The 15,367-nt window shown below is 73.6% G+C and carries 13 protein-coding genes and 1 pseudogene; 5 read left to right on the top strand and 9 right to left on the bottom strand.

The genetic code is table 11. The features are described 5' to 3' along the window. Positions 1 to 39: 39 nt before the first annotated feature. Positions 40 to 1,083, bottom strand: coding sequence for a lactonase family protein (locus BZY54_RS00775; protein ID WP_086722377.1), 1,044 nt, complete (start codon positions 1,081 to 1,083; stop codon positions 40 to 42). A 171-nt stretch (positions 1,084 to 1,254) separates the two neighbouring features. Continuing rightward, positions 1,255 to 2,760 (bottom strand): FUSC family protein, encoded by a 1,506-nt coding sequence (locus tag BZY54_RS00770; RefSeq protein WP_086722376.1) that lies wholly within the window; start codon positions 2,758 to 2,760, stop codon positions 1,255 to 1,257. 272 nt (positions 2,761 to 3,032) lie between these two features. On the opposite strand from BZY54_RS00770, the gene BZY54_RS00765 reads away from it, so the two are divergent. Beyond that, complete coding sequence (locus tag BZY54_RS00765; RefSeq protein WP_086722375.1) at positions 3,033 to 3,509, top strand: Lrp/AsnC family transcriptional regulator; 477 nt, start codon at positions 3,033 to 3,035, stop codon at positions 3,507 to 3,509. 15 nt (positions 3,510 to 3,524) lie between these two features. On the opposite strand, the gene BZY54_RS00760 is transcribed toward BZY54_RS00765, so the two are convergent. Further along, on the bottom strand, positions 3,525 to 5,501 hold the full coding sequence (locus BZY54_RS00760; RefSeq protein ID WP_086722374.1) for an AfsR/SARP family transcriptional regulator: 1,977 nt from the start codon (positions 5,499 to 5,501) through the stop codon (positions 3,525 to 3,527). A 271-nt stretch (positions 5,502 to 5,772) separates the two neighbouring features. Here BZY54_RS00760 and BZY54_RS00755 point away from each other — a divergent pair, with 271 nt between their 5' ends. Beyond that, entirely contained in the window at positions 5,773 to 6,651 is an 879-nt protein-coding gene (locus tag BZY54_RS00755) for an alpha/beta fold hydrolase (protein WP_086722373.1), read from the top strand. An 83-nt stretch (positions 6,652 to 6,734) separates the two neighbouring features. On the opposite strand, the gene BZY54_RS00750 is transcribed toward BZY54_RS00755, so the two are convergent. Then, a complete protein-coding gene (locus tag BZY54_RS00750; protein WP_086722372.1) occupies positions 6,735 to 7,571 on the bottom strand; it encodes a LysR family substrate-binding domain-containing protein in 837 nt (278 codons plus the stop codon). Between the two features lie 59 nt (positions 7,572 to 7,630). Between BZY54_RS00750 and BZY54_RS00745 the strand changes: the two genes are divergently transcribed. Next, a complete protein-coding gene (locus tag BZY54_RS00745; protein ID WP_086722371.1) occupies positions 7,631 to 8,044 on the top strand; it encodes a DUF5997 family protein in 414 nt (137 codons plus the stop codon). A 342-nt stretch (positions 8,045 to 8,386) separates the two neighbouring features. On the opposite strand, the gene BZY54_RS00740 is transcribed toward BZY54_RS00745, so the two are convergent. From BZY54_RS00740 to BZY54_RS00725, 4 genes are read right to left on the bottom strand one after another with little or no spacing between them, the layout of a single operon-like run. Beyond that, positions 8,387 to 9,526: an XdhC family protein gene (locus BZY54_RS00740; RefSeq protein WP_086722370.1), complete on the bottom strand. Its 1,140-nt coding sequence runs from the start codon at positions 9,524 to 9,526 to the stop codon at positions 8,387 to 8,389. Beyond that, positions 9,519 to 11,657: a xanthine dehydrogenase family protein molybdopterin-binding subunit gene (locus BZY54_RS00735; RefSeq protein WP_086722369.1), complete on the bottom strand. Its 2,139-nt coding sequence runs from the start codon at positions 11,655 to 11,657 to the stop codon at positions 9,519 to 9,521. The genes BZY54_RS00740 and BZY54_RS00735 overlap by 8 nt, the downstream gene beginning before the upstream one ends. Then, a complete protein-coding gene (locus tag BZY54_RS00730) occupies positions 11,654 to 12,646 on the bottom strand; it encodes an FAD binding domain-containing protein (RefSeq protein WP_086722368.1) in 993 nt (330 codons plus the stop codon). Before BZY54_RS00730 ends, BZY54_RS00735 begins: the two co-directional genes overlap by 4 nt. Next, complete coding sequence (locus BZY54_RS00725) at positions 12,643 to 13,269, bottom strand: (2Fe-2S)-binding protein (protein ID WP_086722367.1); 627 nt, start codon at positions 13,267 to 13,269, stop codon at positions 12,643 to 12,645. Before BZY54_RS00725 ends, BZY54_RS00730 begins: the two co-directional genes overlap by 4 nt. Before the next feature lie 254 nt (positions 13,270 to 13,523). Here BZY54_RS00725 and BZY54_RS00720 point away from each other — a divergent pair, with 254 nt between their 5' ends. Both BZY54_RS00720 and BZY54_RS00715 read left to right on the top strand, forming a co-directional pair. Continuing rightward, entirely contained in the window at positions 13,524 to 14,102 is a 579-nt protein-coding gene (locus tag BZY54_RS00720; protein WP_086722366.1) for a TetR/AcrR family transcriptional regulator, read from the top strand. A gap of 344 nt (positions 14,103 to 14,446) precedes the next feature. Next, a pseudogene (locus tag BZY54_RS00715) lies at positions 14,447 to 14,963 on the top strand (acyl-CoA dehydrogenase); the annotation flags it as partial. 70 nt (positions 14,964 to 15,033) lie between these two features. On the opposite strand, the gene BZY54_RS00710 reads toward BZY54_RS00715, so the two are convergent. Then, on the bottom strand, positions 15,034 to 15,367 hold a 334-nt coding region (locus tag BZY54_RS00710; RefSeq protein ID WP_279634622.1), incomplete at its 5' end, for a glycosyl hydrolase family 65 domain-containing protein.

Below are 15,367 nucleotides of genomic sequence, written 5' to 3'. Positions count from 1 at the left end.
CCCCTCGTCGTGGTCGTACGGCGGGGAGCGTCAGGCGCTTCAGCCGAAGACCACGCAGGACGCCGCGGCCACCGGCACCGAGCCGGCGCGTTCCGGGAGCCCCGTGCGCGGATCCACCGCGAACCAGGTCACGTCCCCCGAACGCTCGTTGGCGACGTACAGGAAGCCGGCCGACAGGGCGAGCGCCCGGGGCCAGTGCCCGCCGCACGGTACCGTCCCCACCAGCTCGATCCGCTCCCCGTCCGCCTCGACGGCGAACACGGACAGCACGTCCTCGCCGCGTGTGGCGGTCCACACGAACCGGCCGTCGGGGGCGGCGACCACACCCGAGGGGTAGGCGTCGCCGGCCGGGGCGTGCGGCAGGACCGGCGTCTCGGCCAGCGGCTTGAGGGAGCCGCCGGCGGCGTCCCAGCGGCAGACGGTGACGGTGGGCGTGAGTTCGTTGACGACGTAGGCGTGGCGGCCGTCCGGATGGAAGGCCAGGTGGCGTGGTCCGGAGCCGGGCCGCAGCGCGACCTCCCGGTGCACGGTGAGCTTGCCGTCCGTCAGCGCGCACACCCGCACCGAGTCCGTACCGAGGTCGACGCCGACGGCCCAGCGTCCGCTCGGGTCCGGCTGCACCTGGTGGGCGTGCGGCCCGCGCTGACGGCGTTCGTGCGGGCCGGAGCCGGTGTGCCGCAGTACGTCGGAGGGGGTGTGGGCGAGCCGCCCGTCCGCGCGGACCGGGACGACGCTGACGCTGCCGGAGCCGTAGTTGGCCGTGAGGACGTGCCCGTCGAACACGCTCAGATGAGTGGGTCCGCTCCCGCCGACCCGCACCGGAGAGCCGGTGAGCTCGACCGTCTCCTCCTTCACCCGGTACGCGGCCACCGCGCCCTCGGCGGTCTCGCTGACCGCGTACAGCGTGCCGCCGTCGGACGACAGGGCCAGGTAGGAGGGGTCCAGGACGCCGTCCACACTGCTCAGCACGGTCAGTGCGCCACCGCCCTCGGCCACGGCCGCGGTGACCACACCAGGGCCTCCCGCCGCCGTGAACGACCCGATGAACGCCCGCTGCCGCCGCCTGCCGCCCTCGCCTGCCACCGCTGTCCCCTCTCGGTCGACCCGTTCGGGCCGACGGTAGCAGTCGATCAAGCGCGGTCTAGACCAAGGCCGTAGTGTCTGGGGGTGTTCCGGAGCGTGGGTGGCCCGGAGCGTGCCGGCGCGGCTGTCCGCGCGGCATCCGCCGGTCGGACACGGACCGGAGGGGACCGGTCAGGCGCCGACCAGAGGGGAACCCGACGGCGCGCGCAGGGGTGCGGCCAGATCCGTCAGGGCGCGTTCCAGGCCGTGGAGGTGGGCGAGGGCGCCCCCTTCCACGGCCGGGCGGGCGGCATCGGCGGTGACGGCGGTGACGGGTTCGGAGCCGCCTTCGGTGAGCGCCTGCACCGCCGTCTCGACCCGCCAGCAGGCGGCGGCCAGACGCGCGTCGTGGGAGGCCTCCGGGTCGGCGGCCACGGCGACGAGACCACGGATCTCGCGGGCGCAGTCGTCGAGCAGGGCGAGCACCTGGCGGGCGCGGCGCTTGCGGCCGAACATCGGGTTGAGCGGGTGGACCAGCGGAGCCACGGAGAGCCGTACGCGGCCGAGCAGCTGCTCCAGTTCGGCCACGCGCGGCGCGGGATCGGCGTCCACGGCGCCCGCGAGCCGGGCGGCGGCCTCGGCGGTGCACGCGTGGACGCAGCGCAGGGCGCGCTGGATCCAGGCGTCGGTGACGGCGTGCGTGGTGACCGGCAGCACGAACAGCACGGCCAGCCCGGCACCGAGTGCGCCGACGGCGGTCTCCCCGAGCCGCAGTGCGACCAGACCGGGGCTGAGGACACCGAGCAGGCCGTAGAGCGATTCGGCGAGCAGCGTCACCCAGAGCATCATCCACGTATAGGACACGGCGGCCGTGTAGAAGATGCCGAAGACGCTCACGGCGACGAGGACGACGGTGGGCAGCGTCGCCCCGTGCAGCGGGACGACGAGGAGGGCGCCGAGACCGAGGCCGAGCACCGTCCCGAGGACCCGGCGGAAGCCGCGCACCAGGGTCTCCCCGCGCGAGGCGGTGTTCACGAAGACCCACCAGGTGGCGCCGACGGCCCAGTACCAGCGCTGTCCGGACACCAGCTGCCCGACGACGAGCGCGAAGCCGGCGCCGGCGGTGGCCTGGACGGCCTGCCGGGTGGTCACCCGGACCAGTCCGCCGCCGGCCGGGGGCGCGGGCGCGGCGGCCGGCGGCAGCCGGCGCTCGTAGCACCACAGCCCGAAGCGGACCGCTGCCGCGCTGAGCACGGACAGGACGACGGCGACGGACAGCTCGGGCAGCTGCCCGTCGGTGGCGTGCAGGAACTGCGCCACGAAGAAGGTCATGAACGCGAACACGCCCAGGCTGTGACCGCGTGGTCCCCAGCGGCGCGCGTACACGCCCGCGCCGACCACCGCGAGGAAGGCGAGGTCCCGGGCCACGGGAAGGTCGTGCAGCTCGGCCGCGGCGGCGAGGACGGGGATGCCCACGACCGGCAGCAGCGCGGTGGTGATCGCCTGCCCCCGGACCGTGGAGTCGGAGACGGTGAACAGGGCGAGCAGCGCGGCGAGCCCGCCGGTGACGGCACCCGGAAGAGAGTGTCCGGCCAGGCCACAGATGACGACCGCCAAGCCGATGCCGAGAACGGCACGACCCGCGAACCGCAGCCGCGTCCGCCCCGGATCCGGAGCCGCGAACACCCTCTTCAGCACTGATTACCGCCCCCTTGGCAGGCCTGGCACACCGGCACGAAAAAGGCGCCGCGGGGATCCGCAGCGCCATCGACGTGTCCATCACAGCATCATGGGGGCCTCTGGCTCAAGTGACGTTCGCATCACTGAGCCATTGGCTCAATACGGTGTCCGGATTCAGTGCTGGCGGCGGGCCAATGGACGAAGATCACTGGCTCAGCCTTACGCCCCTGCACTGAGCCATTGGTACAGTCGGCGTCGATCACCGAACGCACGAGGAGGCCGGCGCCGCCATGGCCGTGGACGAACTCGACACCCGCATCCTGCGGCTGCTCCTCGAACAGCCGCGCACCAGCGTGCGCGAGTACGCCCGCATCCTCGGCGTCGCGCGCGGCACGCTCCATGCCCGCCTGGAGCGCCTCGAACGGGACGGCGTGATCACCGGCACGGGTCCCGCCCTCTCCCCCACCGCACTCGGCCACCCGGTGCTCGCCTTCGTGCACATCGAGGTCACCCAGGGGCATCTGGACGACGTGGGGGACGCGCTGGCCGGGGTGCCGGAGATCGTCGAGGCGTTCTCGATCACCGGCGGCGGTGATCTGCTCACCCGGGTCGTGGCACGGGACAACGCCCACCTGGAGGACGTGATCCAGAAACTGATCAGCCTGCCGGGCGTGGTCCGCACCCGCACCGAGGTGGCCCTGCGCGAGCGCGTCCCGTACCGGCTGCTGCCCCTGGTGGAGTCGGTCGGCCGTACGACGCGCACGTGACCCGTCGCTGCGCCGTCACGGCCGCGGCGCCCGCAGCGCGGCGCTGATCTCCGCCAGCCACCGTGCGACGGGTCCGAGGTCGACCAGACCGCTGCCCGCACCCGCCCGCTCCCCGGCGGCCGGCAGCAGCCGGGCGTGGACCCGTTCCAGTGCGGGCCGGTCGCCGAGCTCCGACGCGAGGGCCGCCTCCAAACAGCACAGGGCCTCCTGAAGGAGGTCTGCGGGCGGCTCGGGCAGGCCCCGAAGGGCGGCCCGTGCCTCGGTGCGACGGCCTGCGCCCAGCAGGGCGAAGGGCATCGCCCAGGGACGGTACGGGCCCCACTCGGCGTTCGGGTCGACGGTTCCGGCCGCTTCGGCGGCCGCCCGCGGCCGGTCCGCGAGTCGCAGGCACAGCAGTGCCAGCGGCAGCAGTCCGTGCGCCAGGCCGGGCATGCCGGCACCGTCCAGGAGCGCGGCGGCGGCCCGAACCGCCTCCTCGGTGCCGGTCGCCATCGCGCGGTACCAGCCGGTGAACACCGCGACCAGCGGACGTTCGTGACGTTCGCCGAGGCGGTCCGCGGCGGCGGCGTGCGCGTCCGCCGCCGCACGGTCGCCGAGCGCGGCGCGGGCCTGCATCCGGACGAGATGGCCGAGCACCTCGTAGGTGTCCAGCCCGTGGCGTGCGGAGAGCGCCACCAGCTCGGCGCCGATCGAGTCCCGCCGGGCGGCGAGCCCGGCTCGTGTGCAGGACTGCATGAACCGGCCGTTGAGGGCGAAGGCGAGCAGCGCCGGGTCGTCGAGCCGGCGGGCGAGCGCCTCGGCCCCGTCCGCCGCCTCGGGCCCGCGCGGTGAGCGGGTCCCGCGCATCTCCAGGGCGATCGTGGCCAGCAGCCGGCACCGGTCGGCGTCGTACTCCGCGGCCGACGGGAGCACGGCGAGGGTGCGCTCGGCGGCGGCGACGATCCGGCGGGCGGCTTCCGGGTCGTCGCCGCGGGTCCAGATCGCCGGGACGTCGTAGGCGCCGATCACGCGGGCGGTGAGCGCCGGGTCGCCCAGATCCTCGGCGGCGTCGACCACCGCCGTCCGCTGCTCGCGGGCCGCGGCCAGTCCGCCGCCTCCGGTCACGGCGAGGCTGCGCAGCAGCCCCACCGTCGACTCCAGCCGCGCCCTGGACCCGGCGGCCACGGTTCGGTCGTACGCCTGCGCGGCGCGGTGCCACAGGCTTGCCGCGTCCGTCGTATCCCGCGGTACCCGCAGAGCGGGACTCTGGGCGAGCACGTCCGCCTCCAGCCGGCGCAGTGCGGGGCCCGGGTCGATGCCGAGCTGCCCGACGAGGGTGGTACGGGCGCGGCGGAGCACGGCGAGCGCGTCGCCCTGGCGGTCCGTCCGGTACAGCGCGAGCGCCAGCAGCCGCCAGGCCTCCTCGCGCCACGGATGCTCGGTGACGTGGGCATCCAGGTCGGGCACCGCCTCGGCGGCGCGCCCCAGCGCCAGCCGGGCGGCGGCCCGTTCCTCCTCGGCCAGCAGCCGCAGCTCGGCCAGCCGGGCGCGCTCGGCGCGGGACCAGTCCTCGTGGGCGAACTCGGCGTAGGCGGGCCCGCGCCACCACGCCAGCGCCTCCCCCAGACGGTCGAGCGCCCGTTCGGGCGGCAGATCGGCCGCCTCCGTGACGGCCGTCTCGAAACGCCAGGCGTCCACGGCGTCCGGGGCTGCCCGGAGCGCGTAGCCGGGGCCGTCGGTGACCAGCAGACGAGCGGGCGCGCGGGGCGGGCGGTCCGGTTCCAGCGCACGGCGCAGTGCGGCGACGAACGTCTGTACGGCGCCCACGGCCCCGGCCGAAGGTTCGTCCCACAGGTCCGCCACCAGCCGGGCGACCGGGACGACCCGGCGGCGGGCGACGATCAGCCGAGCCAGCACGGCCCGGTGCCGCGGTCCCTTCAGGTCCAACGGGCCGTCGCCGCCCTCGGCCACCACCGGCCCGAGCACGCCGAAGGCGACCTCGATCCTGTCCATCCCGCTTCACCCCTCTCCCAGCGCGGCTGTCCCGGTCATCTTCCGTGTCGGCCGCTCCTCCCTCTCCGCCCCGCTTCGCTCCTCATCGCTCCTGTTCGGGTCTGTCGGATTCTCAGCGCTCGGTCGTCCCGCCCGATCGCTTCGCCAGGCCGTCGCGCTGATTGTCCGCTGATTCGGTCGCGGCAGGCTCGGTGTGGGCGGCCGGTCCGAGCGCTGCCTCAAGCATCCGACCGGCTGTCGCAAGGAACTGTCTCGTGGAAGGACATCGCCCATGACACTCACCATCGACGGCTTCGACCTGCGCCGTGTCCCGGTCGCCGACGGGATTTCGCTCAACGCGGCCGTGGGCGGCTCGGGAACCCCCGTCGTGCTGCTGCACGGCTTCCCGCAGACTCACCTGATGTGGCGGCATGTGGCCGCGGATCTCGCCGCCGACCACACCGTCATCTGTCCCGACCTGCGCGGATACGGTGCCAGCGACAAACCGGTCGACAGCGACGGGACGTCGTACGCCAAGCGCACCATGGCCGCGGACGTGGTGGCGCTGGCCCGGGCCCTCGGTCACGAGCGTTTCGCGTTGGCCGGGCACGATCGCGGCGCCCTGGTGGCGTTCCGCGCGGGCCTCGACCATCCGGAACGGGTGACGCATCTCGCTCTGCTCGACATCCTGCCCACCCTCGACATGTGGGACGTCCTGCACGGGGCGTCGGCGGCCGTCGCCTACCACCTGTATCTGATGGCGCAGCCGCCGGGCCTGCCCGAGCGGATGATCAGCGCCGCGGCGGACGACTTCTTCGCGTCCTTCCTCGATGCCTGGTCCCTGTCCCCCGAGGCTCTCCCGGCCGACGTCCGCGCCGCCTATCTCGCGGCCTCGCGCGCCGCCGTGCCGTCGATCGTGGCCGACTACCGGGCGTCGGCGGGCATCGACGTGACGCACGACCGCGCCGACCGGGACGCCGGGAAGCGGCTCGCCATGCCCGTCACGGTCCTGCAGCAGGACTGGGGCGCCGCCCTCGGCTACGACGCCGCCGCACTGTGGCGGGCATGGGCGCCCGACCTGTGCCACACCACGGTCAGCTGTGGCCACTTCATGGCCGAGGAGTCCCCGAAGGAGGTGACCAAGGCCCTGCGGGCCCTGCTCACACGCTGACGCGCGGCGAGCCCTGGCACAGGCGGGAGCGGGGGCCGGGAGTCCGGAGAAGCGGGAGACCGAAAGGCGGGGCGGCGGAGGTGTCAGGGCCGGCGGGGCCTGCCCCGCTTGCCGGCCTTGGCGCCCTTGGCGGTCCTGGAGCCCTTGGCGCCGTGGGAGCCCTGGGAACTCTTGGATCCCTTGGCGCCGCGGGAGCCGCCTGAGCCGCCTCCGGTGGAGGTCGCCTTGGTGTCGCGTGCCGTCGTCCTGCCTGCCGCGGGCTTCCGGCCGGTGCTCGCTCCCTCGGTCCGGTCCGGGGTCTGGGCCCGACTGCGCCCCCGGGTGCTGTTGACCGTCCGCCCGCGGACGATCCCGATGAAGTCGTCGACCAGGTCGGTGGTCGCCTCCTCCGGCCACGCCAGCGCGATGCCCGACTGCGGAGCGTCCACGACCGGCCGGTAGGTGAGGTCCCTGCGGTGGTACAGGCGGGCCAGCGACTGCGGCACGACGAGCAGGCCGACGCCCGCGGCCACCAGTTCGACGGCGTCCTCGGTGGTTGCGGGGCGCTCGAAGGCGGGCTCCCCGGGCGGCTGCTCCCAGCCGAGGACGTCGTCCAGGGGATGGAAGACGACCTCGCCGGCCAGGTCCTCGACGGACACCTCGTCCGCGGCCGTCACCAGGTGGTCCTTGGGGACGACGACCACCGTCGTCTCGGTGTAGAGAGGGATCGCGCTGAAGAACGTACGGTCCACCGGCAGCCGCACGATGCCCGCGTCCGCAGCGCCGCCGCGCAGCACCTCGGGCGCGTCGGCGGCCGGGACCTGGACGAGGGCGAGGGGGACATCGGGCAGGCGCTCGTTCCAGATCCGCACCCACTTCGCGGGCGTCGCCCCGGGAACGTACGCCAGCCGGAACGTGGGGGATGCTTCCGAGCCTGTCACCCCGCCAAGGTTACCCGGCGTGGTCGGACCGCCCGTCCGCGGTCGATAGTCTGGACACCATGAAGTCGCACCAGACCACCCAGACGATGAAGCCCGCCACCGCGGCGAAGAAGCTGGGTGTGTACCTGCCCGCCACGCCCGCCGAGTTCCAGGAGGGCGTCGTCTCACGCGCCGAGCTCAACGAGCTCCAGGCCAATCCGCCCGAGTGGCTGCGGGAACTGCGACACAACGGCCCCCACCCGCGTCCGGTGGTCGCCGCCAAGCTGGGTGTCTCCATCGCGGGCCTCGCGCGTGCCGGAATCACCGAGGCCCTCACCACCGAGCAGATCGACGCCCTGAAGCAGGACCAGCCGGAGTGGCTGGAGAAGGAGCGGGCCACTCAGGCCGGGGTGCGCAAGGAAACGGCCCGCCTGAAGAAGCGGAACGCGGAACGCGCCGCACGAGCCGACCAGGGCGGCGATCCGCGCGACTGACACCACGACCCACCTGCTGACCCGGCTCGCCACGAAGGTGGTTCGTCGCGCGCTTCTTCGCCCTCCTTCGCGCCCGCATCGAGGGACGGTCCCAAAGCCGAACGCACGGTGAACTGGGCAGGACATGCGTCGAGCACCAAGCCCCGAAGAACCACCCGACTTTCGTGTGCCGATTGAGGCGGGTGGTCTTCGACCGGCTGCGACGCTGATGGGCGACGGACTGATCACAAGCCGTCAGGTCACGCACCGCCGGCAGCGCCGGCTGCTGCAACTTCCCGGCCTTGGTCCTGACCCGCGCGGCGCGTCGGTGCCCCGGCGCCGCCCGAGGCGCCCGGACGGCCCTCAGGCCGCGCGGGTGCCGCCGCGCTCCTCCTCGTGGTGGATCGGTGTCCCCGAGCCGGTCAGTGGAGCGCCCGTGCCGCCGCGCCGGGTGGCCACGATCTCTGCCACGATGGACAGGGCGGTCTCCTCGGGTGTCCGGGCGCCGAGGTCGAGGCCGATCGGGGATCTGAGCCGGGCCAGCTCCCGCTCGCCGAGGCCGGCTTCACGCAGCCGCCGCTCGCGGTCGGCATGGGTGCGGCGCGAGCCCATCGCACCGACGAACGCCACCGGCATCCGCAGGGCCTCGGTCAGCAGGGGTATGTCGAACTTGGCGTCGTGGGTGAGCACACACAGCACGGTGCGCGCGTCGGTCGTGGTGCCTCGCAGATAGCGGTGCGGCCAGTCGACCACGACGTCGTCGGCCTCGGGGAAGCGGGCGCGGGTGGCGAAAACGGGGCGGGCGTCGCACACCGTCACCTGGTAGCCGAGGAACTTGCCCGCCTTCACGAGGGCCGCGGCGAAGTCGACCGCCCCGAACACGATCATGCGCGGCGGTGGCACGTTCGACTCGACGAGCAGGGTCAGGCCGCCCGGGCAGTGCGAACCGTCCTCCGACAGGTCCCGCGTACCGGTGCGGCCGGCTTCCAGCAGGGCGCGGGCCTCGGCCACCGTGTTGCGGTCCAGCCCCGGATGGCCGCCGAGGCCGCCCTCATGGGTGCCGTCGGACCGGACCAGCAGCGCGCCGCCGAGGAGCCCGGCCGGTCCCCGGACGACTCGGGCGACGGCCACCGGCTCGCCGCGGACGGCTGCCGACAGCGCCGCCCCGAGAACCGTCCGGACGGGCGCGTCCGCCAGGACGGGGGTGACCATGACGTCGATGACCCCGCCGCAGGTGAGCCCGACGGCGAAGGCGTCCTCGTCGCTGTAGCCGAACCGTTCCAGGACGCTCTCGCCGTCCCGGAGCGCCTGCCGGCACAGCTCGTAGACCGCGCCCTCCACACAGCCGCCGGAGACCGATCCGATCGCGGTTCCCTCGCTGTCGACGGCGAGGGCGGCGCCGGGACCGCGCGGTGCGCTGCCGCCGACGGCCACGACGCTGGCGACGGCGAAGTCCCGGCCCTCCTCGATCCAGCGGTGCAGCTCGTCGGCGATGTCAAGCATGCGGTTCCCTCGGCAGGGCCTGCAGAACGCGGTCGGGACGGATGGGCAGGTTGCGGTGGCGGACGCCGGTGGCGTGCCACACCGCGTTGGCGACCGCGGCGGCGGCGCCGACGATGCCGATCTCTCCGATTCCCTTGATCCCGACCGGGTCGTCCGGGTCCGGGTCGTCCACCCAGTCGGCCTCGACGAAGGGGACGTCGGCGTGCGTGGCGACGTGGTAGCCGGCGAGGTCGGCGCCGTAGAGGCCCCCGGTGGCCCGGTCGCGGATCGCCTCCTCGTGCAGGGCCATGGAGATGCCCCAGATCATGCCGCCGATGAGCTGGCTGCGTGCCGTGAGCGGGTTGACGATCCGGCCGGCCGCGAAGATGCCGAGCATGCGGCGCACGCGTACCTCACCGGTGGTGACGTCGACGGCGACCTCGGCGAACTGGGCGCCGAAGGAGTGCCGTTCCTTCCGGGCCAGGGCGCCGACGGCCGCGGTGGTGTCGGACCGTACGGTGATGCCCTCCGGCGGGATGTCCGCGCCCAGGGCCAGTCGCCCCCGCAGTTCGGTGGCCGCCGTCATGACCGCCCAGCCCCAGGAGCGGGTGCCCATGGAACCACCGGCGATCATCGCCGGTCCGAAGTCGCTGTCTCCGATCCGGACCCGCACCCGGTCCGGTGAGACCTCCAGCGCGTCGGCGGCGATCAGGGTGAGCGCGGTACGGGCTCCGGTGCCGATGTCGGCGGCGGCGATCCGCACCGTGAACGTGCCGTCCGGCTCGGCCGTCGCGACCGCCGTGGACGGTCCGGCTCCGGCGCCGAAGGAGGCGGCCGCCGTACCGGTGCCGAGCAGCCAGCGCCCTTCGCGGCGCAGGCCGGGGCGCGGATCCCGGTCCGCCCAGCCGAACCTGCGGGCGCCCTCGCGGAAGCAGGCGGGCAGGTTGCGGCTGCTGAACGGCAGTCCGGAGACGGGGCCCCGCTCGGGTTCGTTGCGCAGCCGCAACTCGATCGGGTCGAGCCCGCACTTCTCTGCGAGTTCGTCCAGCGCCGACTCCAGGGCGAACGACCCCGGTGCCTCGCCCGGGGCGCGCATGTAGGTCGGGGTCGGCACGTCCAGCCGTACGACGCGGTTGGCTGTGTGGTGGGCGTCGGCGTCGTACATCACCCGGGCCGGGCCGGCGGCGGATTCGATGAACTCGTGCACGGTCGAGGTGAGGTTGAGGGAACGGTGCTCCAGCGCCCGCAGCCGTCCGTCGGCGTCCGCGCCCAGCCGGACACGCTGTGCGGTGGGGCTGCGGTAGCCGGTCAGGGAGAACATCTGACGGCGGGTCATGACCACCCGGACCGGGCGGTGGAGGACGGTCGCGGCCATCACGGCGGCCACCTGGTGCGCGCGGACGCCCTTGCTGCCGAAGCCGCCCCCGACGTGTTCGGAACGCACCCGCACCGAGGCCGGGTCGAGCGAGAACATCTTGGCGAGCTCGCCGACCACCCAGGTGGCGCCCTGGTTGGAGTCGACGACCTCGAGCCGGCCGCCGTCCCACAGGGCGGTCGCCGCGTGCGGCTCCATCATGCCGTGATGCTCTTCGGGAGTGGTGTACTCCTCGTCGACGATCGCGTCCGACGCGACGAGCTCGGCCTCGAGGTCGCCCTTCTCCGCCACCGCCGGCATGTAGCCGTCCGCCGGGTAGGCGTCCGGGCGTGCGGAGGAGAACTCCACGTCGTGCGACTCCTGTTCGTAGTGCACGACGAGCGTCTCGGCGGCCTCCCGCGCCTGTTCGGACGTCTCGGCGACGACCAGTGCCACCGGCCAGCCCAGGTGCGGCACCCGGTCGTGCTGGAAGACGGCGCAGGTGGGGTCCGGAACCCCCAGCATGCCGACGTAGTCGGTTTCCACCCGCGGGGCGTTCTCGTGGTGCAGGACGGCGAGCACACCCGGCTGGGCGAGGACGGGAGCGGTGTCGATGGACCGGATCCGGCCGCGGGCGACGGTGGACACCACCAGCCAGCCGTGGGCGAGGTCGGCGAAGGGGATCTCGCCCGCGTAGCGTGCGGCTCCGGTGACCTTGTCGCGGCCCTCCACGCGGGTGTGCGCGGTTCCCGTGGCGCCCTTGGCGGTCGAACGTGTCCCCGTCGTGGTGGTGGTCATCGGGTGGCCTCCTCGGTCAGTTCGGTGAGCACGGCCACCACGAGGTTGCGGATCAGGGTCACCTTGTACGCGTTGTGGGGCAGCGGGTCGGCCGCCGCCAGTTCGGCGTCCGCGGCGGCGGCGAAGGTCCCGGCGTCGGCCGGTGCCCCGGCCAGCACCCGTTCGGCCGTCCGGGCCCGCCACGGACGGGAGGCGACGGCCCCGAAGGCCAGGCGGACGTCGCGCACCGAACCGTCGTGGACGTCGAGGGCGGCGGCGACCGAGCCGATCGCGAAGGCGTAGGAGGCGCGCTCGCGGACCTTGCGATAGCGGGAGTTGGCGGCGACCGGGATGGGCGGCAGGGTGATGCCCGTGATCAGTGCGCCCTGTGGCAGGGCGGTCTCCCGGTGCGGTGTGTCGCCCACGGGCAGGTAGAAGTCGTCGAGCGGCAACTCGCCCGGCCCGTCGGCCGTCTCGTAGGTGACGACGGCGTCCAGGGCGGCCAGCGCCACGCCCATGTCCGAGGGGTGGACGGCCACGCAGTGTGCGGAGGCGCCCAGGACGGCGTGGTTGTGGTGCTCGCCCTCGATCGCGGGGCAACCGCTGCCGGGGACACGCTTGTTGCAGCGCTTGGTCACGTCGGTGAAGTAGCCGCAGCGGGTGCGCTGGAGCAGGTTGCCGCCCACGGTGGCCATGTTGCGCAGCTGTCCGGAGGCGCCGGCCAGGACCGCCTGTGTGAGCGCCGGGTAGCGGCGACGGACCTCGGGGTGGGCGGCGAGGTCGCTGTTGGTGACGGTCGCGCCGATGCGCAGGCCGCCGTCCGCGGTCGCCTCGATCCCGTCGAGCGGCAGTTCACGGACGTCCACGAGGCGGGCGGGCCGCTCGACGCCGGTCTTCATCAGGTCGACGAGGTTGGTGCCGCCACCGAGGAAGCGGGCCTCGGGGTCGGCACCCAGCAGCGCCACGGCGCCGGCCACGTCGTGGGCCCTCTGATAGCCGAACTCCCTCATGCCGCGGCCCCCTTGTCCTTGTCGTCGGCGGCCGGCGCGGACCCGCCCGACCGGGCGGCTCGCCGCTCCTCGGTACTCGCGGCCGTCTCGGCGGCCCGGGCGACGGCGCGCACGATCGACACGTATGCGCCGCAGCGGCACAGGTTGCCGCTCATCCGCTCCCGGATCTCGTCGGCGGTCAGCGGCGGTGGTCCCGCTTCGGGACGTACGTCGTCGGTGACGGCGCTCGGCCAGCCGGCCGCGTGCTCCTCGATCACCGCGATGGCCGAACAGATCTGGCCGGGTGTGCAGTAACCGCACTGGTAGCCGTCGAGGTCGAGGAACGCCTGCTGCACCGGGTGCAGCTCCTCGCCCTCGGCCACCCCCTCGATGGTGGTGATCTCGCGCCCCTCGGCCGCCACGGCGAGTTGCAGGCAGGCGACGGCCCGGCGCCCGTCGAGCAGCACGGTGCAGGCTCCGCACTGCCCCTGGTCGCAGCCCTTCTTGGTGCCGGTCATGTCCAGTCGCTCACGTAGGGCGTCGAGCAGGGTGGTGCGGTGGTCGGCGGACAGCGTGTGCTTCTCGCCGTTGATGTTCAAAGTGATGGCGCTGTACGTCGAGAGGGCCGGGGAGGCTGGGTCCATGATCAGCTTCTTTCGCGTAACCGGAAGCGCGTCGAGGGACGGCCTGACAGACGGACGAATCAAGGACGAACGAGATGCGGCGGGTCAAGGAGACGGGGCGTCTGAAGACAGGATGAGAGTGCCGTACATGGCGGAAATACATGCCCCGCCACTATGGTGGTGTCAACCGGACAGCTGTCCGTTATCCGCGAACCTACCGGACAGCTGTCCGCTTAGCAAGACCGGGTTCGGCGACGCACCCAAAAGGAGGACGAGTGCGGCAGAAGAAGGACGCCCCGCTGCGCTCGGACGCGCAACGCAACCGCGAAACCATCCTGGAAGTGGCGGTGGCCGAACTGACCCGCTCCGCGGACACCCCGCTCAGCGTGATCGCCCGGAAGGCGGGTGTCGGCCAGGGAACGTTCTACCGCAACTTCCCCAACCGCGAGGCGCTCGTCCTGGAGATCTACCGCCACGAGATGCAGCAGGTCACCGACAGCGCGGCCGACCTGCTGGCCTGCCGGGAACCGGACCGGGCCCTGCGCGAGTGGATGGACCACCTGGCCCGGTTCGCCATGACGAAGGCGGGCCTCGCCGACGCGATCCGCCAGGCCACCACCGGGCCCGGCAGCCCGGCGAAGCCGGGCAACAGCCCGCTGATGACGGCGGCCGAGCTCCTGCTGCGTGCCAACGAGGAGGCCGGGACGATCCGCCCGGGCGTGACCTCGGACGACTTCGTTCTCGCCATCGCCGGCCTCTGGCAGCTCGATCCCCACGGCGACTGGCAGTCGCGCGCCACCCGCCTCCTGGACCTCGTCATGGACGGCCTGCGCGCGGGAGCATCCGGACAGTGACGGCCTGACGTCCTCGGCTCGCCGAGGACCACACCCGGCGCACGACGACTCATCCGGAGCGGTGGGCGCCCGAGTGCACGCCTGGTGGTGCAATACGGCGGCGTCCTCGCTCCCCTGCGCGCGGGGCGTGCCCGAGGCGCAGTGCGGGTCGTGCGCGGACCTGCGTGCCCGGGTCGCAGGCGGATCGTGCGTAGGCTGCGTGAGCCGGTCGTACGCGAAGATGCGTGAGAGGGCCGTACGTGGAGTCCGTGGAGGTGCGCGGCACTCAAGCGATGCCGCCCCAACAGCGACACCGCGAACCGTCGCCGCCGGCAGCGCCCGAGGACCAACGGGCAGGGGGCGACATGAGATTCCTGGACCGTGAGCGCACGGCCCTCACCAAGCTGCTGCCGGGGCTCGAGGGACAATCTGTGAGCCGTACGCTGATGGCCCTGGAGAAGCCGGGAAGCCCGGGCGCCGGGCTGTTCCGGGAGAGTGGTGGCCCGGGGCTGCCCGCCCCGGTGTCCCTCCAGGGCCGGGGAGCCTCGGCGCTCGACGCCGTCGTGTGCGGCACGCCCTGGGCAGCCGCTCGCCCTCGCTCGCCGTGGCGACGACCATGCACCACTTCTCGATGGCCACCCTGGTCGGGCTGAGCAACTCCGGTGAGGGCCTGGAGTGGATGCCGGTCCAGGCCCTCGCGACCGGGAACCGGCTGATGGCCTCCGGGTTCGCCGAAGGGCGCAGCGGCAGCGACATCCTGTCGCCGTCCACGTCGGCCACGCCGGCCCCGGAGGGCTGCGGATCAGCGGAGTGAAACGGCCGTGCAGCCTGGCCCGTTCCATGGACCTGCTCACCGCGAGCGTGCTCGTGCCGTGCGACGACTGCGAGGACGCGAGGGCCATGATCGGCTCCCGCCGGTGAGCGGACGGCCTCCGGGGCGAGGGCCCCGCCATCACTCGGGCAACACCACGTGGCACGTCTCCCCCGGCCGGACGCGGACGGCTCGGTCGACCAGGCGGACGTCGATCGGTGAGCGGTCGGAGAGGGGCACGGTGATCTCCATCCGGCCGTGCTCCAGTCGCAGCCCTACGCCCCAGTGGCCCTGGTAGCGGAGGGCGAAGCCGTAGGAGGACAGCTCCGGCAGCGGGGCGGGATCGAGCCATAGCGCGCCCTCGCGGGTCTCCAGTCCGGGCAGTCCGCGCTGGACGAGATCGAGGGTGCCGGCCATGGCGCCGAGGTGGATGCCCTCGCCGGTGGTGCCGCCCTGCAGGTCGGCGACGTCGCCG

Source organism: Streptomyces carpinensis (assembly GCF_002154505.1).
Lineage (GTDB): Bacteria > Actinomycetota > Actinomycetes > Streptomycetales > Streptomycetaceae > Streptomyces > Streptomyces carpinensis.
The sequence above is the reverse complement of the archived record's forward strand: the minus strand, read 5'-3'. Positions and strand labels throughout refer to the sequence as shown.

Coding starts and splice junctions, on each gene's coding strand:
- BZY54_RS00765 (WP_086722375.1), top strand. CDS start 3,033: ATGGCCGTGGACGAACTCGACACCCGCATCCTGCGGCTGCTCCTCGAA.
- BZY54_RS00760 (WP_086722374.1), bottom strand. CDS start 5,501: ATGGACAGGATCGAGGTCGCCTTCGGCGTGCTCGGGCCGGTGGTGGCC.
- BZY54_RS00755 (WP_086722373.1), top strand. CDS start 5,773: ATGACACTCACCATCGACGGCTTCGACCTGCGCCGTGTCCCGGTCGCC.
- BZY54_RS00745 (WP_086722371.1), top strand. CDS start 7,631: ATGAAGTCGCACCAGACCACCCAGACGATGAAGCCCGCCACCGCGGCG.
- BZY54_RS00740 (WP_086722370.1), bottom strand. CDS start 9,526: ATGCTTGACATCGCCGACGAGCTGCACCGCTGGATCGAGGAGGGCCGG.
- BZY54_RS00735 (WP_086722369.1), bottom strand. CDS start 11,657: ATGACCACCACCACGACGGGGACACGTTCGACCGCCAAGGGCGCCACG.
- BZY54_RS00730 (WP_086722368.1), bottom strand. CDS start 12,646: ATGAGGGAGTTCGGCTATCAGAGGGCCCACGACGTGGCCGGCGCCGTG.
- BZY54_RS00725 (WP_086722367.1), bottom strand. CDS start 13,269: ATGGACCCAGCCTCCCCGGCCCTCTCGACGTACAGCGCCATCACTTTG.